This is a genomic window from Paraburkholderia unamae, assembly GCF_003096875.1.
Lineage (GTDB): Bacteria > Pseudomonadota > Gammaproteobacteria > Burkholderiales > Burkholderiaceae > Paraburkholderia > Paraburkholderia unamae.
The window spans coordinates 796,860-817,374 of record NZ_QEOB01000001.1 but is presented as its reverse complement, the minus strand read 5'-3'; the positions used below and the strand labels follow the sequence as shown (position 1 = coordinate 817,374).

Below are 20,515 nucleotides of genomic sequence, written 5' to 3'. Positions count from 1 at the left end.
GCTTGTGAGTTCTGGCATGCGGTGAAACGAGGCGAAGCGGCGATGGCCGTCAGGCGGACAGCGCGCGATCGACCAGCAGCGAGAACGCTACGGTGCGAAGGCCTGAAGCGGCGCTTGCGTTTGCCTTGGGTGCAGTGAGTGCGGCGGGTGCTGCCGTGGTCGGGACGTTGGTTTGCATCGCTTCCTCCATCGGGTATCGGTTGTGATCCGTTGGAGAGACTTTAACTCACGCTATCTATTTCGATAATTTGATTTACTCAATCTATCGAATAGGCGCAAGTTATTAGGGACGCAAGCTAAATCGGAGGGAATGGCGCGCAGCCGGATGCCGCGCGTGAAGCAAGGCTCGCGCCGCGCACCCTGTAGGCGCGCGGCGCCGTGAACATCAGACCACCTCGGCGGCGGCTTCGATCTTCTTGACGCCTGGGAGCTCGCAGGCGTGAATGGCATCGACGATTGCCTCGATCGCCGGCAGGCGCGTGAAGCTCTTGCGCCACGCGAGCACCACGCGGCGGTCCGGCACCGGCTCGTCGAACGGCACATACGAGAGCAGGCCGGAATCGACACCGCCCGCGTGTGGCTTCACTTCCGTGACCGACATGCGCGGCAGCACGGTAATGCCCACGCCGCTCGCGACCATATGGCGGATCGTTTCCAGCGACGAGCCTTCGAAGGTCTTCTGGATGCCGTCCGCGTTCTGCGAGAAGCGCATCAGCTCCGGGCACACGCCCAGCACATGGTCGCGGAAGCAGTGGCCGCTGCCGAGCAGCAGCATGGTTTCCTGCTTGAGATCGTCCGGGTCGATCTTCTCGCGCTGCTCCCAGGCATGGCCCGAGGGCAGCGCCACGACGAACGGCTCGTCGTAGAGCGGCCGCAGCGTGAGGCCGGTTTCCGGGAACGGCAGCGCCATGATGGCCACGTCGATCTCGCCCTGCTTGAGCAGCTCGATGAGCTTGAGCGTGTAGTTCTCTTGCAGCATGAGCGGCATTTGCGGCACGCGCTTGATCATCTGCTTGACGAGCGTGGGCAGCAGGTACGGTCCGATCGTATAGATCACGCCGAGGCGCAGCGGCCCCACCAGCGGATCCTTGCCTTGCTTGGCGATTTCCTTGATCGCGAGCGTCTGCTCGAGCACGCGCTGCGCCTGCGTCACGATCTGCTCACCGATGGGCGTCACGCTCACTTCGCTCGTGCCGCGTTCGAAAATCTGTACGTTCAGTTCGTCTTCGAGCTTCTTGATGGCGACCGAAAGCGTCGGCTGGCTCACGAAGCAGGCTTCCGCGGCCCGTCCGAAGTGGCGCTCGCGGGCTACCGCGACAATGTATTTCAGTTCAGTGAGCGTCATTGGGGGACCAATCAGGAAAGGTGAATCAATAGTTTGTAGTTATACACCTATGGCGGCGATTCGCCAATAATCAACACCCCCATGCGGGGCGCGATCATCGTAAAGGGTCAGACGGCGTGGGCATGCGCAGGTTCCGCGCAATGATCCATTACGCTTTTGTCCATTACGCTTTCAGATATTGTTCGCGCGCGCCCAGCCAGCGGTTCAGGTGCTGCGTGACGACGTGCGGGAATGCCTGCAACAGGCGCTCGGCCGCGCCGCGCGCGGGCTCGATGAGCCAGGCGTCGTTTTCGAGGCTCGCAAAACGCAGCATGGCCGCGCCCGACTGGCGCGCGCCGAGGAATTCGCCGGGGCCGCGAATTTCGAGGTCCTTGCGGGCGATCTCGAAGCCGTCCGTGGTCTCGCGCATGGTTTGCAGCCGCGCGCGGCCCGTGAGCGACAACGGCCCCGTGTAGAGCAGCACACACACCGAAGCTGCGCTGCCCCGCCCCACGCGACCGCGCAGCTGGTGCAACTGCGCGAGGCCGAAGCGCTCGGCATGCTCGATCACCATGAGCGAGGCGTTGGGCACGTCCACGCCCACTTCGATCACCGTCGTCGCCACGAGCAACTGCACGTCGTTGCGGGAGAACGCATCCATCACGGCGGCCTTGTCCGTGGACGCGAGACGCCCGTGCACGAGGCCCACGGTCAGTTCGGGCAGCGCGGCCACGAGGGTTTCGTAAGTCTCTACCGCCGTTTGCAGTTGCAGCGTCTCGCTTTCTTCGATCAGCGGACAGACCCAGTACACCTGACGGCCCGTGAGCGCCGCCGCGCGCACGCGCGCGATCACTTCCTCGCGGCGCGCGTCGGACACGAGCTTCGTGAGGATCGGCGTGCGGCCGGGCGGCAACTCGTCGATGGTGGAAACGTCGAGGTCCGCGTAGTAGGTCATGGCGAGCGTGCGCGGAATGGGCGTGGCCGACATCATCAGTTGATGCGGCTGGAACTCGCGGTGCGCCTCGTCGGCCGACTTCGCGTTCTGCGCCTTCGCGCGCAAGGCAAGCCGCTGCTCTACGCCGAAGCGATGCTGTTCGTCGACGATCACGAGGCCAAGGCGCGCGAATTCCACGGCCTCCTGAATGATCGCGTGCGTGCCGATCACGAGCTGCGCCGTGCCGAGCGCCGCGGCTTCGAGCGCCGCGCGCTTTTCCTTCGCCTTGAGGCTGCCCGCGAGCCACGCCACCTGCACGCCGAGCGGTTCGAGCCAGCCGCGCAGCTTGCGCGCGTGCTGCTCCGCGAGAATTTCGGTGGGCGCCATGAGCGCGGCCTGGTAGCCCGCGTCGATCGCCTGCGCGGCCGCGAGCGCCGCCACCACGGTCTTGCCGCTGCCCACGTCGCCTTGCAGCAGGCGCTGCATCGGGTGCGGCTGTTCGAGGTCGTGGGCGATCTCCGCCACCACGCGCTCCTGCGCGCTCGTCAACGTGAACGGCAGTGCGCCGCGCAGACGCGCGAGCAGCGTGGAGGCTTGCGCGCGGCCCGCGACATGGCGCGCCATCGCGGGCGCGGCGCGCGTGCGGCGCTCCTCGTGCGCGCGCTTGAGCGACAGTTGCTGCGCGAGCAGTTCGTCGAACTTGATGCGCGTCCAGGCCGGGTGCGTGCCGTCGATGAACTCATGCTCGTCGGCATCGATGGGCGGGTGGTGCAGCGTCTTCACCGCGTCGATCAGCGGCGGCAGGTTCAGCGCTTGCGTGAACTCGCGCGCCACCGCTTCGGGCAGCAGCTCGGGCAAATGCGCGCGGGAGAGCGCGTTCTCGATCGCCTTGCGCAGATACGCCTGGCTCACGCCCGCCGTGGACGGATACACGGGCGTGAGCGCCTGCGGCAGCGGCGTGTCGCCCTCCACGACCTTCACGGCCGGGTGCACCATCTCCATGCCGAAGAAGCCGCCGCGCACGTCGCCGCGCACGCGCAGCCGCTTGCCGATCGCCATCTGCGCGACCTGCGAGCCGTAGAAGTTCAGGAAGCGCAGGTGCAGTTCGTCGCCGTTGTGGTCCTGGAGCTTCACGACCAGTTGCCGGCGCGGGCGGTAGGCGATCTCGTTGTCGAACACCACGCCTTCGGTTTGCGCGATGCCGCCCGGCAGCAACTCGCCGATGGGCGTGAGCGTGGTTTCGTCCTCGTAGCGCATCGGCAGATGCAGCACGAGGTCGATGTCGCTGTGCAGGCCGAGTTTGGCGAGGCGGTCGGCGGTTTTGGCGAGCTTGGGCTTGTCTTTGGCGGCGGCTTTTTCCGCGGCCTTTTCAGCGGATTTCGCAGCGGATTTCGCAGCGGATTTCGCAGCGGATTTCGCCGGTGACTTTTTTGCGGCGCGTTTGCGCGCGGGCAGCGCGGCGCCTTGCGCCGCCTCCGGTTGCCGCGCCGGGGCGCCGTCTTCGGGCGTGCGCGCGTCGTCGTGCGCTTCGCTCTCGGAATCGGCTTCGGACATCAATCGGCTAACGGACGGGGGCATGGGCTGCTTCGCAAGTACAATATCGGCTTTCCGGCATGGCGCGGCGCGTGCAGCGCGACGGCCCTGGCCATCGGGCACATCGCGCATGTCACGCATGTCGCACACGCGCATGTCCCGCAATCATAGCCGCTCATCACGCGTGGGCGGCCATCGCAGCCGCTTTTTGGGGCGCAACCGCTTGGCGGTTCGGCCCCGCAAAGCCGCCGCGCGCCGGGCCTCCGGCGCATTTCCGTTATTTCAGGCCGTATGTTCAAGCTTTCCGATTTCGATTTCGACCTCCCCGAGGCACTGATCGCGCAAACCGCCCTGCCCGAGCGCAGCGCGAGCCGACTGCTGGAGGTCGACAACGCCGCGCCGTTGCCCGGCGAACCCGCGCGTCTCACCGACCGCCGCTTTTCCGACCTGCCCGCGTGCCTCGCGCCGGGCGACCTGCTCGTCTTCAACGATACCAAGGTGCTGAAGGCGCGTTTCTTCGGCCAGAAGGCCAGCGGCGGCAAGATCGAGGTGCTGGTGGAGCGCCTGACCGGCGCGCGCACGGCGCTCGCGCAGATCCGCGCGAGCAAGAGCCCCGGCCCCGGCACGGTGCTGCGCCTGGCCGACGCGTTCGACGTGACGGTCGGCGAGCGCGTCGATCAGTTCTACACACTGCATTTCCCCGACGACTGCCTCACGCTCATCGAGCAATACGGTCGCCTGCCGCTGCCGCCCTACATCACGCACGACGCCGACGCGAGCGACGAAACGCGCTACCAGACGGTGTTCGCGCAGAATCCGGGCGCGGTGGCCGCGCCCACGGCGGGCCTGCACTTCGACGACGCTCTGCTCGCGCAACTCGACGCACAAGGCGTGGAGCGCGCCACGCTCACGCTGCACGTGGGCGCGGGCACGTTCCAGCCCGTGCGCGTGGAGAATATCGCCGAGCACAAGATGCACAGCGAGTGGTATCAACTGCCGCAGTCGCTCGTCGACAAGATCGCGGCCACGCGTGCGCGCGGCGGCCGGGTGATCGCGGTGGGCACGACCTCGATGCGCGCGCTCGAAGCCGCCGCGCGCGACGCCGCGAACGAAAACCGCGAACTCGCGGCAACCCAGGCGGAAACCGATATTTTCATCACGCCGGGCTACCGGTTCCGCGTGGTGGACCGGCTCGTGACGAACTTCCACCTGCCGAAGTCGACGCTCTTGATGCTGGTTTCGGCGTTCGCGGGCATCGAAACGATCCGTGCGGCGTATCGTCACGCCATTGCCGAGCGGTATCGATTCTTCAGCTACGGCGACGCCATGCTGCTCACGAAAACCGACGACGCGCTCAACAAGTAACACGCACGTTTCCCAGGCCCTCGCGCGACACGAAAAAACGCGCGACGGCGAATCACCATTTGCGCCGGACTGTTTTCCGGTAGCACAGGAGTCCATGCATGACCGACGGTCATCAAAACAACGCACGCGCCGAACACGGCACTTATCTGGGCGAACGCCCGCAAAACGGCCTCAAATTCGAACTGCTCGGCACCGACGGCCTCGCGCGGCGCGGGCGCGTCACGCTCAATCACGGCGTGGTCGAAACGCCCATCTTCATGCCCGTGGGCACCTACGGCACCGTGAAGGCCACGCAGCCGCGCGAGCTGGAAGAGATGAAGGCGCAGATCGTCCTCGGCAACACCTTCCACCTGTGGCTGCGCCCGGGTCTGGAAACGATCGAGGCGCACGGCGGCCTGCACCGCTTCATGGGCTGGAACCGGCCCATCCTCACGGATTCGGGCGGCTTCCAGGTGTTCTCGCTCGGCGACCTGCGCAAGATCTCCGAAGACGGCGTGCGCTTCGCCTCGCCCGTGAACGGCGACAAGCTGTTCCTCTCACCCGAAGTGTCGATGCAGATCCAGAAGGTGCTGAATTCGGACATCGTCATGCAGTTCGACGAATGCACGCCCTACGCGACCAACGGCGTGCCCACCACGCACAAGGAAGCCGCCGATTCCATGCGCATGTCGATGCGCTGGGCGCAGCGCTCGATCGACGAGTTCAACCGTCTCGGCAACCCGAACGCGTTGTTCGGCATCGTGCAGGGCGGCATGTTCGAGGACCTGCGCGACGAATCGCTCGCCGGCCTTTCGCAGATGCCGTTCCACGGCTACGCAATCGGCGGCCTTTCGGTGGGCGAGCCGAAGGAAGACATGATGCGCGTGCTCGAACACATCGCGCCGAAGCTGCCCGCCGACAAGCCGCACTACCTGATGGGCGTGGGCACGCCGGAAGACCTGGTGGCGGGCGTGGCCTCGGGCGTGGACATGTTCGACTGCGTGATGCCCACGCGCAACGCGCGCAACGGCTGGATCTTCACGCGCTTTGGCGACGTCAAGATCCGCAACGCCACGCACAAGAACTCGCTGCGCCCGCTCGACGAGCAGTGCGGCTGCTACACCTGCCGCAACTTCACGCGCGGCTACCTGCATCACCTGCACCGCGTGGGCGAAATTCTCGGCGCGCAGCTCAACACGATCCACAATCTGCACTACTACCTTGAGCTGATGAGCGAGATGCGCTCGGCGATCGAAACGAAGACGTTCGCGGCGTTCCGCCAGCGCTTTGCCGAGCAGCGCGCACGCGGCGTGGACTGAGAGGGCGTCTCACGACGGCGTGCCGCGTGCCCGACGCCAGATATTACAATAACCTTTCTCGACAATGACGCAGACCAGGCATTCGCTGCGCTCCGGCCACCTCGCTTTTCACGCACGCGCATGCAACGCGGGGGTGGGATTCGAGATAAACGCTTGATCGGAAAGCCTATTTTGCGTCATCGTCGTGGAGAATGCCGGTGGTAGAATACCCGGCTCGCTTTTTGTGATCGTAAAAACGGAGAGACCAACGTGTCGTTCATTTCCAATGCCTTCGCGCAAGGCAGTGCAGCAGGTGGTGCCGAATCGAGCCTCATGAGCTTCCTGCCGCTCATCCTGATGTTCGCCGTGCTGTACTTCATCATGATCCGTCCGCAGATGAAGCGTCAGAAAGAACATCGCAACATGCTCTCGGCCATGGCCAAGGGCGACGAAGTGATCACGAGCGGCGGCATCGTCGGCAAGGTGACCAAGGTCAGCGAAGCCTACGTGGGCGTCGAAATCGCCGACGGCACGGAAATCACCGTGCAGAAGTCGTCGGTCTCGACCATCCTGCCGAAGGGCACGATCAAGTCGCTGTAAGGCCTCGTAGAATCATCAGGGCCGTTGCCTTCGCACGAACGGCCTCGCGCATCCGGCCCGCCCTCGCAGCCACTGACCAGAAAACGTCAATGCAGGAACGCCCCGAAGGCTCAGCCGGACGCGCGCGCAACGCACAGGCCATCCCCCTCCCCCGTTGGGTCAACCAATGAACCGTTATCCCCTCTGGAAATATGTCGTGATGCTGGTGGCGCTCGTCATCGGCTTCGTGTACACATTGCCCAATTTCTTCGGCGAAGCGCCCGCCGTCCAGGTGTCGAGCGGCAAGGCGACCGTCAAGCTCGACTCGGGCACGCTCGCCCAGGTCGAAGCCGCGCTGGCCGCGAACAACATCAAGGCGACCGACCTCACGTTCGACAACTCGTCGATGAACGCGAACATCCGCGTGCGCGTCGCCGACACGGACACGCAGCTGCGCCTGAAAGACGCGCTCAACAAAGCGCTCAACGCCGACCTGAGCGACCCGCAGTACATCGTCGCGCTGAACCTGCAAAGCGCCTCGCCGCGCTGGCTCACGGGCCTGCACGCGCTGCCGATGTATCTCGGCCTCGACCTGCGCGGCGGCGTGCACTTCCTGCTCCAGGTCGATATGAACGGCGCGCTCAACAAGAAGCTCGATTCCGACGCTTCGGACGTGCGCACGCTCCTGCGTGACAAGAACATCCGCGACGGCGGCGTGAACCGCGTGAACCAGTCGGTGGTCGTGAATTTCGCCGACGCCGACGTGGCCGAGCAGGCGCGCAAGGTGCTCGCAAGCTCGGGCGGCATCACCGAATTGCAGTGGGCCTCGCAGAACAACCCCGAAGGCGGCGTACAGCTCATCGGCACGTTCACGCCGGCCGTGAAAACCTCGGTTCAGCAAGCCGCGCTCAAGCAGAACATCCAGACGCTGCATAACCGCGTGAACGAGCTTGGCGTGGCCGAGCCCGTGATCCAGCAGCAAGGCGACGACCGCATCGTGGTCGAGCTGCCGGGCGTGCAGGACACCGCGAAGGCGAAGGACATCATCGGCCGCACGGCAACGCTCGAAGCGCGCCTCGCCGACCCGATGGGCCTGCATCCGGACGTGAATGCGCCGGTGCCGCCGGGCGACGAGCTGTTCACCCAAGGCAACGCCGCGCCGGTGCTCCTGCGCAAGCAGGTGATCTTCACGGGCGACCGCATCATCGACGCCTCGGCCGGCTTTGACGAGCATCAGCGTCCGTCGGTCAACATCCGCCTCGACTCGGCGGGCGGACGCGCGGTGCGCGCCGTCTCGCGCGACAACATCGGCAAGCCGATGGCGATGGTGCTGTTCGAAAAGGGCAAGGGCGAAGTGCTGACGGTGGCGACCATCCAGTCGGAACTGGGCGACCGCTTCCAGATCACGGGCCAGCCCACGCCGCAGGCCGCCGCCGACCTCGCGCTGCTGCTGCGCGCCGGTTCGCTCGCCGCGCCGATGGACATCATCGAAGAACGCACAGTCGGGCCGAGCCTGGGCGCGGACAACATTCGCAAGGGTTTCGACTCGGTGATCTACGGCTTCGCCGCCATCGCCGTGTTCATGATCGCGTACTACATGCTATTCGGCGCGATCTCGATGATCGGCCTCTCGGTGAACCTGCTGCTGCTCGTGGCCGTGCTCTCGCTCATGCAGGCCACGCTCACGCTGCCCGGCATCGCGGCTATCGCGCTCGCGCTCGGTATGGCAATCGACGCGAACGTGCTCATCAACGAGCGCGTGCGCGAAGAACTGCGCCACGGCGCGCCGCCGCAACTGGCCATCCAGAACGGCTACGCGCACGCCTGGGCGACGATTCTCGACTCGAACGTGACCACGCTCATCGCCGGTCTCGCGCTGCTCGCGTTCGGTTCGGGCCCGGTGCGCGGCTTCGCGATCGTGCACTGTATCGGCATTCTCACGTCGATGTTCTCGGCCGTGTTCTTCTCGCGCGGTCTCGTGAATCTCTGGTACGGCGGCAAGAAGAAGCTCAAGTCGCTCGCAGTGGGCCAGGTGTGGCGTCCGGAACCCGAGGAAGCCGCACCGGCGCTCGCCGGCGCCGGCGCCGACGCCGGCACGGACACCGGCCGCGCCGTAACCGCCGCCACCACCGGCGGCAAGAAGCGCGAGGCGGCCAAGGAAGCCAAGGGCGCCGCGCGCGCCAAGCCGGTCGTGCGCCGCCGCGACGCCCAGGGTGGCACCGGCGGCTCGGGCAACAACACCGGCTCGTCCCGCTGATACGGAGTCAAGACCATGGAATTTTTCCGCATCCGCAAAGACATCCCGTTCATGAAGCACGCGTTGATCTTCAACGCGATCTCGTTCATTACCTTCATTGCGGCGGTGTTCTTCCTCTTCCACCGTGGCCTGCATCTGTCGATCGAGTTCACGGGCGGCACGGTCATCGAAGTGCAGTACCCGCAGGCGGTGCCGCTAGAGCCGCTGCGCGACTCGCTCACGAAGATCGGCTACGGCGACGCCCAGGTGCAGAACTTCGGCACCTCGCGCGACGTGCTGATCCGCCTGCCGCTCAAGCAAGGCCTCTCCTCGGCCCAGCAGAGCGACCAGGTGATGGCCACGCTCAAGGCGGCCGAACCACAGGTGCAGTTGCAGCGCGTGGAGTTCGTGGGCCCGCAGGTCGGCAAGGAACTCGCCACCGACGGCCTGATGGCGCTCGCCTGCGTGGTGGCGGGCATCATCATCTACCTGTCGTTCCGCTTCGAATGGAAGTACGCCGTGGCCGGCGTGATCGCGAACCTGCACGACGTCGTGATCATCCTGGGCTTCTTCGCGTTCTTCCAGTGGGAGTTCTCGCTCTCGGTGCTCGCGGCGGTGCTCGCGGTGCTCGGCTACTCGGTAAACGAATCGGTCGTTATCTTCGACCGGATTCGCGAGACCTTCCGGCGCGAGCGCAAGATGAGCGTGAGCGAAGTCATCAACCACGCGATCACGAGCACGATGTCGCGAACCATCATCACCCACGGTTGTACGGAAATGATGGTGCTCTCGATGTTCTTCTTCGGCGGCCCGACGCTGCACTACTTCGCGCTGGCGCTGACGGTGGGTATTCTCTTCGGCATCTACTCGTCGGTGTTCGTCGCGGCGGCGCTCGCGATGTGGCTCGGCGTGAAGCGCGAGGACCTCATCAAGGACAAGAAGGAAAAGTACGATCCGAACGATCCGAACGCGGGCGCGCAGGTGTAAGCGCTCCTGAACGAAAAAACCGGTTCACGCGAACCGGTTTTTTTTCGTCCGCGCCGAGCGGCCCGTGCTACTGCTTGATGCCTTCGGCCTGGATATGCAGCTTGGTCTTCATCTTGAAGCCGTACTTCTTGCCCATGTCCATGCCGAAGTCGTCGCGGTTGAATTCCGCCTCGGCCTCCACGCCGCACACCTCGCGCTTGAGCACCGGGTGCTGCACGCACTTGAACGACTCGATTTCGAGCTTGAGCGGCCGGGTCACGCCGTGCAGCGTGAGCTCGCCGATCACCTCCTTCGGCTTGTCGCCGTCGAAAACGATGCGCGTGCCCTTGTAGGTGGCGGTGGGAAATTGCGCGACGTTGAAGAACTCGTCGCTCACAAGATGCTTGTCGAGCTCGGGATTGCCGGTCTGCACGGAGGCCGGATCGATCGTCACGTCCACGGTGCCGGTTTTCGCCGCGCGATCCAGCGTGACGGTGCCCGTGGTCTTCGTGAACTTGCCGCGCCAGATGGAAAGGCCGCCGAAATGATCGGCCTCGAAGCTCGGAAAGGTGTGGTTCGGATCGAGCTGGTAAGTGTCGGCGGCGTGCGCCAGCTGGGCGGCAAACGTCACCGCGGCGGCTCCTGCGGCCATCAACGCGAACTTCGTCAAGGCGAACGTGTTCAAAGGCGGCTCCAGTCGAGGCAACGCAAAGGAACGGCGCCGCCGCGTGCGTTGCCCGCTACTTGTGCGCGACGACGATATGAAACTTGATCAGCACCTCGTCGGCCACCATCGAGGTGTCCTTCCACTCGCCCGTGCCGATGTCGAAGGCGAGGCGATGGATCGGCAGCGTGCCGTCGAAGGTTTGTGTCGCGCCTTGCTGCGTCAGCACGACGGGCACGGCCACCTTCTGCGTGCGCCCCTTGATTGTCAGGTTGCCGTCCACGCGGTACTGGTTCGGCGCGGTCGGCGCGATCGCGGTCGAGACGAAGGTGGCCTGCGGGAACGCCTTCGCGTCGAACCATTCGGGCCCGCGCACCGACTCATTGTAGGTCGCGTCGCCCAGATCGTAGCTGGTCATGTCCATCGTGATCCGAGCGGTGCCGGCGGCCGGCTTCGCCGGGTCGAAGTCGATCTGCGCGCCGAACTTCGTGAAACTGCCCTGCACCGCCACGCCCATCTGGCGCGAGACGGCGACAATCGTGCTCTTTGCCGCGTCGAGCTGCGCGTAGGCGCTCGCGCCCGCAAGCAACGCCGCGGCGCCGCCCGCCCAGAGCGCAAAGGCGCCCACGGCCGAGCGCCACCGCCAGGTCAGACCCCACCCCGTGAATGCATTCATGATCGTCTCGCGTTAATTGCGCAGTTGGATTTCACGCACTGGCCGCAGCCACGTTGCGCAGCGAGCCGGCCCCTATGCCCGAAAGATAATCCAATTTGCGTGACAACAAACATCTGGAGATACCGCGCACCGCCTGGGCGGGCTCGCGTACGTGAGCGGCGCAAACGTGGCACACTTCGCAGCCCGCTCGTTGCCGCGGGCGCGCGCCAGCCGGAGCTTGCCGGACCGTTTCGGTGCAGCGTCCGGCGCGTTTGGTAACATGGCGCGAGGCGTCGCCCGCACCCCGTGACATGCGCGCCGACGCCGCACGTCCTTTGTTCACGTCGTTTTGCGTCACCTGCCCGCATGGCCCAGGACAAACTGATCGCGTGTCACGATTGCGACGCGCTCTACCGAAAACCGCGGCTGCTCGGCCGCCAGACAGCGCGCTGCTCGCGCTGCGGCGCGACGCTCTACAGCAGCGCCGCGTCGCAGCTCGACCGCATCTGCGCCGTCACCGTCGCGGCGCTCGTCACCTTCCTCATCGCCCAGTCGTTTCCGATCATCGAACTCGATGCGAACGGCATCACCACGGAATCGAGCCTGTTCGGCGCGCTCGTCGTGCTGTGGCACGAGGACATGGAGATCATCGCGGTGATGGTGTTCTGCGCAACCATCCTCTTTCCGCTCACGGAGATGGTCGCGCTCCTGTACGTGCTGCTGCCGGTGAGGCGCGGCTATATCCCGCCAGGCTTCAATCTCGTGCTGCGCGCGATCCAGTTCGTGCGCCCCTGGGGCATGCTCGAAGTGTTCATGCTCGGCGTGCTCATCACGATCGTGAAGATGGTGAGCCTCGCGCGCGTGATTCCCGAAACCGCGCTGTTCGCCTTCGGCGCGCTCACGCTCATGTTCACCGTGGTCGTGACTTTCGATGCGCGCACGCTCTGGGACATCGCCGACGGCCTGCGCGACGCCGCCCGCGCGCCGCGCGAGGGCGGCGCGGGGCCGAACGGGCAGGCGGGCGGCGCCGGCGGTTCACCACATCGCGCGCCGGACGGCCCGCCATCGCCTCCATCGCCTCCGGCACCTTCGTCGCTTTCACCCTCCTCGCCCGCTCTGCCCGCCCCGTTGGCCGAGCCCGAGATTCGTGACCCCGCCGCGCCCGCGCCGGGACCGGCGAAGCCGCGCGGCGGCCCGCTCAACAAGGCGCCCCGATGAAATACCAGACCGCGAACGACGCCGGCTATATTTCCTGCCACGCCTGCGGCCACGTGCAACCGCACGTGCTGCCGCGCGCGGGCACGCACCAGCACTGTGATCGCTGCGGCTCGCCGCTGCACGAGCGCAACCCCGACAGCATCATGCGCACGTGGGCGCTGCTGATCGCCGCGGCCCTGCTCTACATTCCCGCCAACCTGCTGCCGGTCATGCACACGGCGTCGCTCGTCGGCGACGAGGACGACACCATCATGAGCGGCGTGGTCTACTTCTGGACCTCGGGCTCGTGGCCGCTCGCGATCATCGTGTTTATCGCGAGCATTCTCGTGCCGATGCTCAAGCTCTCGGTGCTCTCGCTTCTCACGTTCACCGCCCAGCGGCGCTCGACCTGGCGCCCCGTGGAACGCTCGAAACTCTACCGGCTCGTGGAGTTCATCGGCCGCTGGTCGATGCTTGACGTGTTCGTTGTCACGCTCACCGTCGCGCTGGTACGCTTCCAGTCGCTCGCCGTGATCACGGCGGGGCCCGGCGCCATCGCGTTCGGCTCGGTCGTGATCCTGACGATGATCGCGTCGATGCAGTTCGATCCTCGCTTGATCTGGGATCCCGTGGACGAAGACAAACACAAGCCTGCGCAACAATCTCAGGATCACCCTCATGAATAACCCGAAAGGACCGACCCCGCCCAACGGCGGCGGACCGCTCCCGCCCAACCTTCCCGAACCGGAGATCGTCAAGCCGAAGCGCTGGCTGCCTTCGCTCGTGTGGATCGTGCCGCTCATCGCCGCGCTGATCGGCGTGGCGCTCGTCGTGAAGTCGGTCGCCACGCGCGGCCCGACCATCACGATCAGCTTTTCGAGCGCCGAAGGGCTCGAACCGGGCAAGACCAAGGTCAAGTACAAGGACGTCGACATCGGCTCGGTGCGCGCGATCAAGCTCTCGCCCAACCTTTCGCACGTGATCGTCACGGTCGAGCTCACGAAGGACGCCGAACGATTCGCCGTGAAGGACAGCCGCTTCTGGGTCGTGCGCCCGCGCGTGGGCGCAAGCGGCGTTTCGGGCCTCACCACGCTGCTTTCGGGCTCGTATATCGGCGCGGACGCCGGCCGCGCGCAGGAATCGCAAAGCGATTTCGTCGGGCTGGAGGCGCCGCCCGCCGTGACCATCGACGAAAAAGGCCACCGCTACACGCTGCACAGCGCAACGCTCGGCTCGCTCGACATCGGCACGCCCATCTTCTTCCGGCGCATTCAGGTGGGCCAGGTCACGGGCTACTCGCTCGACAAGGACGGCACCGGCGTCACGGTGCAGGTGTTCGTGGGCGCGCCGTACGACCAGTACGTGGGCACCAACACGCGCTGGTGGCATGCGAGCGGCGTGAACGTGCAGCTCGATTCGAGCGGCATCAAGGTCAACACGCAGTCGCTCGCCACGGTCATCGTGGGCGGCCTCGCATTCCAGGCGCCTTCCGGACAACAGATGGGCCCGCAGGCGCCTGATAACGCCACCTTCGCGCTCGCCTCCGACGAGACCGATGCGATGCGCGAGCCGGACGGCGCGCCGCAACGCGTGGTGATGTACTTCAACCAGTCGTTGCGCGGGCTCTCCGTGGGCGCGCCGGTCGACTTCCGCGGCATCGTGCTCGGCCAGGTGACCGACATCGGCATCGAGTACGACCCGAAGGAGCACAACTTCCGCATGCCGGTGACAATGGATCTGTATCCGCTGCGCCTGTCGCGCCGCATCCGCGGCGAAGCGCCGGCGCCGCACACGCCGCAAAGCCAGGAGCTGCTCAAGCGCCTCGTCGCGCGCGGCCTGCGCGGCCAGTTGCGCACGGGCAACCTGATCACGGGCCAGCTCTACATCGCACTCGACATCTTCCCGAAGGCGAGCCAGGCGACGGTCGACTTCAGCCACGATCCGATGGAGCTGCCCACGGTGCCGAACTCGCTCGAAGAGTTGCAGCTTCAGGTGGCGGACATCGCGAAGAAGCTCGACAAGATTCCGTTCGACAAGATCGGCAACAACCTGAACGACTCGCTCAAGAGCGCCAACCAGCTGTTCGCGCAGGTGAACGACCAGCTCCTGCCGCAGATGCGCGGCACGCTCGACGAAGCGCAGAAGACCTTCAGCGCCGCGCAGGCCACGCTCCAGCAGGACTCGCCGCTACAGTCCGACGTGCATCAGGCGATGCAGGAGCTCACGCGCACGCTGCAATCGCTCAACGCGCTCTCCGACTATCTGGAGCGCCATCCCGAATCGCTGCTGCGCGGCAAACCAGGAGACAAGCCATGACGTTCCGACGCGTCCCCGCCCTTGCCACGCTCGGCGCCGTGGTCATGGCCGCCGCGCTGGCGGGTTGCGGCTCGCCCGCCAGCCGCTTCTACACGCTCAGCCCGACCGACGACGGCGCGCGCACGACGGCCGCCGCCGCGCCGAGCGCGGGCAACGCCCCGTGGCTGATCGCGCTGGCGCCTGTAGACGTCCCGCCGCAGGTCGCGAAATTGCAGCTCGTCGTGCAAACCGACGCGAGCCAGGTGCGCGTGCTGGAGCAGGAGCGCTGGGCCTCGCTGCCCGGCGACGAGATCCGCCGCGCGCTTTCGGGCGATCTCACGCAGCAGCTCGGCACCATCGACGTGTACGGCTCGCCGCATCCCGAAGGCGTGCCCGTGTACCGCGTGAGCGTGAACGTGCAGCGCTTCGAATCGTGGCCGGGCTCGCATGCGCTCATCGACGCCGTGTGGAGCGTGCGCGCGCTCGACACGCAAACCGTCCTGACCTGCCGCACCGTGCTCAATGAGCCCGTGGGCGACGGCTATGACGCGCTCGTGGTCGGCCATCGCCGCGCGGTCGCCGACCTCTCGCAGTCGATCGCGAGCGGCGTGCGCACGCTCGCGGCCGCGCCGCGCGTGAGCACGGCGACGAGCGGCGCGAAGTCCGCCGCGCACGCGAAGCCGGTCGCGCGCATTGCCTGCCCGCAGCCCGTGCCCGCCGCTGCCGCCCCCGTGCAGCAACCCTCACAACAGCCCGCCGGCGGCTGAGCCGCCCGTTTCGCCCAGGCGCGGCCGGCGGCGGTGCGTGGCGCGGCGCGGCAGCCCCCTGGGCTGCTTTCGCCCTCGGCCCGCCGCACCGGGCCGCCCGCCGCGCCGTCCTCACCCACGCCTCATGTTCCACTCCCTCAAGACGCTCTGGAAAAAATGGCGCGCGTCGCGCAACGCCGGACAGCAGCTCGACGCGCTGCTTGCGCTCGCCGACGCCGACGCGCCCTACGCCGAGCGCAGCGAATGGCTGATCGAACTCGCGCACTGGATCCACCGGCGCGGCCAGCTCGATCAGCCGGACTCCGGCGCGCAAGCCGACGCCCCGGCGCACCGCGCACCGCCCGAACATGCGCGCGTGCGCTACCTGCTGCACGTGCTCGATCGCAACCCAGCCTGGAAGGCCAACGTCGGCGCGATGCTGCGCAAGCTGCTGCGCGAGAGCGACAGCATTTCGCTGCTGTGCGACGCGGGCATGCCGGTGCATTCGGGTCTGCTCGGCGCGCTCGTGGGCCGCTTGCAGGCGCAGCTCATTCCGCCCGCGCCGAACCGGCGCGACCTCGCCGCGCTCGTCACGCTGATGTTCCCGGCAACGCTCGACCCCGAATGGATCGCCACGCTGCCGCCGGAACTGCTCGCGCGGCTCAAAGCGCTGGCCGCCGAACCGGTCGAAGCACCCGCGCCCGCCTCCACGCCGCAGCCCGGCGAGTTTTCGCTCGACCTGCTGACCGCGCTGCACAACCTCACCTGCCAGATCAGCTCCACGGGCCTTTCGCCGACGGTGCGCGGCCGCCTTTCGATCGACGACGCGCACGTGGCCGTCGAGCGCCTGCCGTTCTACCGCCTCACGCGCGCGATGCTCTCGGTGGAAAATGCGCGCGACGAGGGCGACGCCGCCCGTCTGCTGCACGAAGTGACGTGGCTGCGCCTCTTGCTCGACGACTGCCGCCGCGCCACCAACGACGTCTTCGCCCACCTCTACCGCAACGGCGTGCGCGTGGACACGGTGTTCCAGGTCGAGCGCATGCGCATGCGGATCGTGCGCGCGGAGCGCCTGCTCGACGCATGGATGGCCGCCGGCGACGCCCCGTTGCAGGCGCGCCTCGTGGCCGACCTCGTGAAAGCGAACCAGGAAAGCCAGAGCATCGCGCACCTGCTGCGCAGCAATTTCGCGCTGCTCTCGCGCAAGGTGGTCGAGCTTTCCGCCGACACGGGCGAGCACTACATCGCGCGCGACCGCGCCGAATACCTCGCGATGCTGCGCATGGCCGCGGGCGGCGGGCTCGTGACGGCGGTGACGGTGTATGTGAAGTTCGGCATCACGGGCGCCCATTTGCCGTCGATGATCGAGGGCGTGTTTGCGGGGTTCAACTACGCGCTGAGCTTCCTCGTCATGCACTTCTGCCACTTCTCGCTCGCGACCAAGCAGCCCGCGATGACCGCGCCCACCCTCGCGCGCGAGCTCGACGACGCGAAGGAACCGCCGGGCCGGGCGCGCTTCGCCTCGACCGTGGTGGCGCTCATGCGCACTCAGGCGGCGGCCGTGCTGGGCAATGTGCTGCTCGTGTTTCCGGCGTGCCTCGCCGTGCAATTGCTGTGCGGCTGGCTCTTTCACGCCGAGCTGATCTCGCCCGCCAAGGCGCACTCGACGCTGCAATCGTTCTCGCTCGCCGGGCCCACGCCGTTCTATGCCGCGCTGACCGGCGTGCTGCTGTGGCTCTCCAGCCTGTTCGCGGGATGGGCCGACAACTGGTTCGTGCTGCACCGCGTGGAGGACGCGCTCGCGTGGAACCGGCGGCTGCGCATGACGCTCGGCGTCGCGGGCGCGGCGCGCCTCGCGCGCTTTTGCCGCGTGAACGCGGCCGGCGTGTGGGGCAACGTCGTGCTCGGCATGATGCTCGGCATCGTGCCTGCCGTGGTTTCGGCTATCGCGTTCCATTACGAGGTGCGCCACGTGACGCTCTCGGCGGGCTCGATCGGCGTGGCGCTGGGCGTGCTCGGCCCCGGCGCGCTGCGCTCGGGCGAACTGTGGTGGGCCGTCGCGGGCGTCGCCAGCATGGCGGTGCTCAACGTCGCGGTGAGCTTCGCGCTCGCCCTACAGATGGCGCTGCGCTCGCGCGACCTGCGCCGCAAGGACGTGCGGCCGCTCATGCGCGTGGTCTGGCGGCGCATCGTGCGGCGCCCGATCGATCTCGTGTGGCCGATGCGAAAGGGAGTGGATTGAGATAGGTTAGTAGCAAATAAAGCGATAAAGCGGGAAATTGACTGACGATCCGTCTGAGCCAATGGGTTCCACTCAGGTTCCACTCCGTGACGGCGGCCGGCGTTTATCGCCCACTCGCCAGATGTGATTGCGCGCGCCCGTGCCACGGCACGGGTCGCCCGCGACACGGGTATCCGCCGCGAAGATCTCCGATGGTTCCGATAAGGCGCATGTGTTCAAGCCGCCCGCCGGATAAGCGCAGCGGGGTACGCCCTACCCCGAGCGCCGCAGCAACGACCACCCATCCCAGGCGCCCCGCGCAACCCGCGTACAATAGCGCCTTCCCCGCAGCGTCCCATCCTTCTTCATGTCTCTCGATTTCTTTGCTCCCTGCCCGCGCGGCCTCGAAGCCGCGCTCGCCGCCGAACTGGCCGAAACCGCGCAACGGCGCCTGCCGCCCGGCGCGCTCCAGGTCGGCGCCGAGGTGCCCGGCGGCGTGCACTTTCGCGGCAACTGGGCCGGCGGCATCGCCGCGAACCTGCATTCGCGCATCGCGAGCCGCGTGCTCCTGAAAATCGCCCAGCGCCCCTACCGCAGCGAGCAGGACATCTATGAGCTCGCGCGCGAACAGCGCTGGGACCAGTGGTTCACGCCGGACGAGACGCTGCGCGTCGATATCACTGCGATCAAGTCGCCGCTGCGCAGCCTCGAATTCGCCACGCTGCGCGTGAAGGACGGGATCTGCGACCGCATGCGCGACAAGGCGGGTGCGCGTCCGAGCATCGACACCGCGTATCCCGACGTGCGCGTCTTCGCCTTCCTCACCGCGAACGAGTGCACGCTTTATCTCGACACTTCGGGCGAGCCGCTCTTCAAGCGCGGCTGGCGTCTGGACAAGGGCGCGGCGCCGCTGCGCGAGAATCTCGCCGCGGGCATCCTGCGCCTCACGGGCTGGACGGCCGGCACGCCGCTCTATGACCCGATGTGCGGCAGCGGCACCTTCCTTGCGGAAGCCGCGCAGGTCGCGCAGGACATCGCGCCGGGGCTCGATCGCCGCTTCGGTTTCGAGTCGCTCAAGCAGGCCGACATGGCCGCGTGGCGCCACCTCAAGAGCGAGGCCAACACGGCGCGCAACGCCGCGCAGAGCAAGCCGCGCGATCTGCTGATTTTCGGTAGCGACATCTCCGATGTCATGCTGGAAAAGGCACGCGCGAACTTCAAGCGCGCGGGCTTCGGCAACGTGCCGCTCAAGCAGCTCGACGCACGCAACATGACGCCGCCCAGCGACGCGCCCGGCGTTCTGGTGGCGAATCCGCCGTATGGCGAGCGGATCGAGGTGCGCGGGCGCAATGCGCGCGGCGAGGCGCGCCCCACGGCGCGCGAGTTGCGCGGTGACGACGACGAAGGTTTTCGCCGTGCCAAGGACGAAGCGCCCGACGCCGAGTTCTTCCAGGCGCTCGGCGACGCGCTCAAGCAGCGCTTCACCGGCTGGCGCGCATTCGTCCTCACGTCCGACCGCAAGCTGCCGGGCCAGTTGCGCCTGCGTGAAGCCGCCAAGACGCCGCTCTACAACGGCGCGCTCGAATGCCGCCTGTTCCGCTTCGACCTGATCGCGGGCAGCGTGCGCCAGCGTCCCGCCAGCGGCGGCGCGAATCCCGCCGCCGGCAAGGACAACGGCAACGGCGACGCGAACTGACGTTCGCAAACGCGTGGCGGCGAGCAACGCTCTCGCCGCCACGCGCCCCTCAGCGCGGCGCTAAACCGCCAGCGGATACCCTTCGTACTCCGGAAACATCTTCGGCAGCGTGAACGCCGGCATCGAATAGCGCGAGAAGCAGCGCGAGGTCGAAGCCGGATGGATCAGGTGCAGGCAGCTCGCCTGCTTGTCGTCGGCGGCAAGCACCGTGCGGCCCGCCTCGACGATGCGGCGAATGAAGCTCTCGTCTTCGCACAAATCGACCTCGTCGAAGCGCGCCACGTCGAATAGCGCCTTGCGATACACGTACGAGAAGCCATAGAAGAGGATGAAGTCCGCGCCGATCTTCATCTTGTCGTGGAATTCGACCGTCGCAACGCTGTTGCCGGTCAGCATGTAATGCAGCCCCACGCGCGCATTCAGGTCCATGTAGCCGAAGAACTGCGTGTGCGGCGCGTACATCCAGAACGTCGAGAGCTTCATGAGGTCCGCGCCGTTGTCCTCCAGCATCCGCACCATGCCCGCGAGATAGTGTGACGCGTAATGGTCGTCGTCGTCGAAGTGCGCGATCAGCGCGCCGCGCGATTCGTTCACGAGAAAGTTGCGCTTGGCGCCGATCGACATGCGCGTTTTCGACCAGTAGTAGCGCACGCGCCCATCGGTCTGCGACAGCGCGCGGAGAAACTCGCTGGGCTGCGGGCTGTCGTCGAGGATGAGCCACTCCCACGCCACGCGCTGCCGCTCGATGCAGCGCCAGATGGCCGGCAGGAAGGGCTCGCGGTTGCCCGTGGGAGTGATGATCGAAACGGTGGGTGACATACGTGTGC

The 20,515-nt window shown here is 66.7% G+C and carries 17 protein-coding genes; 11 read left to right on the top strand and 6 right to left on the bottom strand.

The window, feature by feature from the left end; all coding sequences use genetic code 11:
- Positions 1 to 49: 49 nt before the first annotated feature.
- From C7402_RS47960 to recG, 3 genes are all read right to left on the bottom strand, one after another.
- Complete coding sequence (locus C7402_RS47960; protein WP_258397053.1) at positions 50 to 178, bottom strand: hypothetical protein; 129 nt, start codon at positions 176 to 178, stop codon at positions 50 to 52.
- 207 nt (positions 179 to 385) lie between these two features.
- Positions 386 to 1,345: a LysR substrate-binding domain-containing protein gene (locus C7402_RS03630; protein WP_112171894.1), complete on the bottom strand. Its 960-nt coding sequence runs from the start codon at positions 1,343 to 1,345 to the stop codon at positions 386 to 388.
- Between the two features lie 163 nt (positions 1,346 to 1,508).
- The gene (recG, locus tag C7402_RS03625) at positions 1,509 to 3,836 is read right to left on the bottom strand and encodes an ATP-dependent DNA helicase RecG (RefSeq protein WP_425273761.1); all 2,328 of its coding nucleotides are present in this window, start codon (positions 3,834 to 3,836) and stop codon (positions 1,509 to 1,511) included.
- 246 nt (positions 3,837 to 4,082) lie between these two features.
- On the opposite strand from recG, the gene queA reads away from it, so the two are divergent.
- The 5 genes from queA (at position 4,083) to secF (ending at position 10,235) form a co-directional block, all read left to right on the top strand.
- Entirely contained in the window at positions 4,083 to 5,156 is a 1,074-nt protein-coding gene (queA, locus tag C7402_RS03620; RefSeq protein WP_112171896.1) for a tRNA preQ1(34) S-adenosylmethionine ribosyltransferase-isomerase QueA, read from the top strand.
- A 98-nt stretch (positions 5,157 to 5,254) separates the two neighbouring features.
- The gene (tgt, locus tag C7402_RS03615; protein WP_112171897.1) at positions 5,255 to 6,454 is read left to right on the top strand and encodes a tRNA guanosine(34) transglycosylase Tgt; all 1,200 of its coding nucleotides are present in this window, start codon (positions 5,255 to 5,257) and stop codon (positions 6,452 to 6,454) included.
- Between the two features lie 249 nt (positions 6,455 to 6,703).
- On the top strand, positions 6,704 to 7,033 hold the full coding sequence (gene yajC, locus C7402_RS03610) for a preprotein translocase subunit YajC (protein WP_028201984.1): 330 nt from the start codon (positions 6,704 to 6,706) through the stop codon (positions 7,031 to 7,033).
- A 166-nt stretch (positions 7,034 to 7,199) separates the two neighbouring features.
- Complete coding sequence (gene secD / locus C7402_RS03605; RefSeq protein WP_116609617.1) at positions 7,200 to 9,269, top strand: protein translocase subunit SecD; 2,070 nt, start codon at positions 7,200 to 7,202, stop codon at positions 9,267 to 9,269.
- A 15-nt stretch (positions 9,270 to 9,284) separates the two neighbouring features.
- Positions 9,285 to 10,235: a protein translocase subunit SecF gene (gene secF, locus C7402_RS03600; protein WP_112171899.1), complete on the top strand. Its 951-nt coding sequence runs from the start codon at positions 9,285 to 9,287 to the stop codon at positions 10,233 to 10,235.
- Between the two features lie 67 nt (positions 10,236 to 10,302).
- Here secF and C7402_RS03595 read toward each other — a convergent pair whose 3' ends face one another.
- Together C7402_RS03595 and C7402_RS03590 are read right to left on the bottom strand one after the other, a co-directional pair.
- Entirely contained in the window at positions 10,303 to 10,866 is a 564-nt protein-coding gene (locus C7402_RS03595; RefSeq protein WP_112172117.1) for a YceI family protein, read from the bottom strand.
- 88 nt (positions 10,867 to 10,954) lie between these two features.
- The gene (locus C7402_RS03590; protein ID WP_116609616.1) at positions 10,955 to 11,554 is read right to left on the bottom strand and encodes a YceI family protein; all 600 of its coding nucleotides are present in this window, start codon (positions 11,552 to 11,554) and stop codon (positions 10,955 to 10,957) included.
- A 345-nt stretch (positions 11,555 to 11,899) separates the two neighbouring features.
- Between C7402_RS03590 and C7402_RS03585 the strand changes: the two genes are divergently transcribed.
- The 6 genes from C7402_RS03585 to C7402_RS03560 all read left to right on the top strand — a co-directional run bounded on the left by C7402_RS03585 (position 11,900) and on the right by C7402_RS03560 (position 19,688).
- Positions 11,900 to 12,751: a paraquat-inducible protein A gene (locus C7402_RS03585; protein ID WP_116609615.1), complete on the top strand. Its 852-nt coding sequence runs from the start codon at positions 11,900 to 11,902 to the stop codon at positions 12,749 to 12,751.
- Complete coding sequence (locus tag C7402_RS03580; protein WP_116609614.1) at positions 12,748 to 13,416, top strand: paraquat-inducible protein A; 669 nt, start codon at positions 12,748 to 12,750, stop codon at positions 13,414 to 13,416. The genes C7402_RS03585 and C7402_RS03580 overlap by 4 nt, the downstream gene beginning before the upstream one ends.
- Positions 13,409 to 15,046, top strand: coding sequence for a PqiB family protein (locus C7402_RS03575; RefSeq protein WP_112171903.1), 1,638 nt, complete (start codon positions 13,409 to 13,411; stop codon positions 15,044 to 15,046). Before C7402_RS03580 ends, C7402_RS03575 begins: the two co-directional genes overlap by 8 nt.
- Positions 15,043 to 15,792 (top strand): PqiC family protein, encoded by a 750-nt coding sequence (locus C7402_RS03570; protein WP_112171904.1) that lies wholly within the window; start codon positions 15,043 to 15,045, stop codon positions 15,790 to 15,792. The genes C7402_RS03575 and C7402_RS03570 overlap by 4 nt, the downstream gene beginning before the upstream one ends.
- A gap of 124 nt (positions 15,793 to 15,916) precedes the next feature.
- Positions 15,917 to 18,013 (top strand): site-specific recombinase, encoded by a 2,097-nt coding sequence (locus tag C7402_RS03565; protein ID WP_116609613.1) that lies wholly within the window; start codon positions 15,917 to 15,919, stop codon positions 18,011 to 18,013.
- Positions 18,014 to 18,359: 346 nt separating this feature from the next.
- Positions 18,360 to 19,688 carry a THUMP domain-containing class I SAM-dependent RNA methyltransferase gene (locus tag C7402_RS03560; RefSeq protein ID WP_116609612.1) on the top strand — a complete coding sequence of 443 codons (1,329 nt, stop codon included), beginning with the start codon at positions 18,360 to 18,362 and terminating at the stop codon, positions 19,686 to 19,688.
- A gap of 60 nt (positions 19,689 to 19,748) precedes the next feature.
- Here the strand turns inward: C7402_RS03560 and C7402_RS03555 are convergent, their stop codons facing one another.
- Positions 19,749 to 20,507, bottom strand: coding sequence for a glycosyltransferase family 2 protein (locus C7402_RS03555; RefSeq protein WP_116609611.1), 759 nt, complete (start codon positions 20,505 to 20,507; stop codon positions 19,749 to 19,751).
- Positions 20,508 to 20,515: the final 8 nt, after the last annotated feature.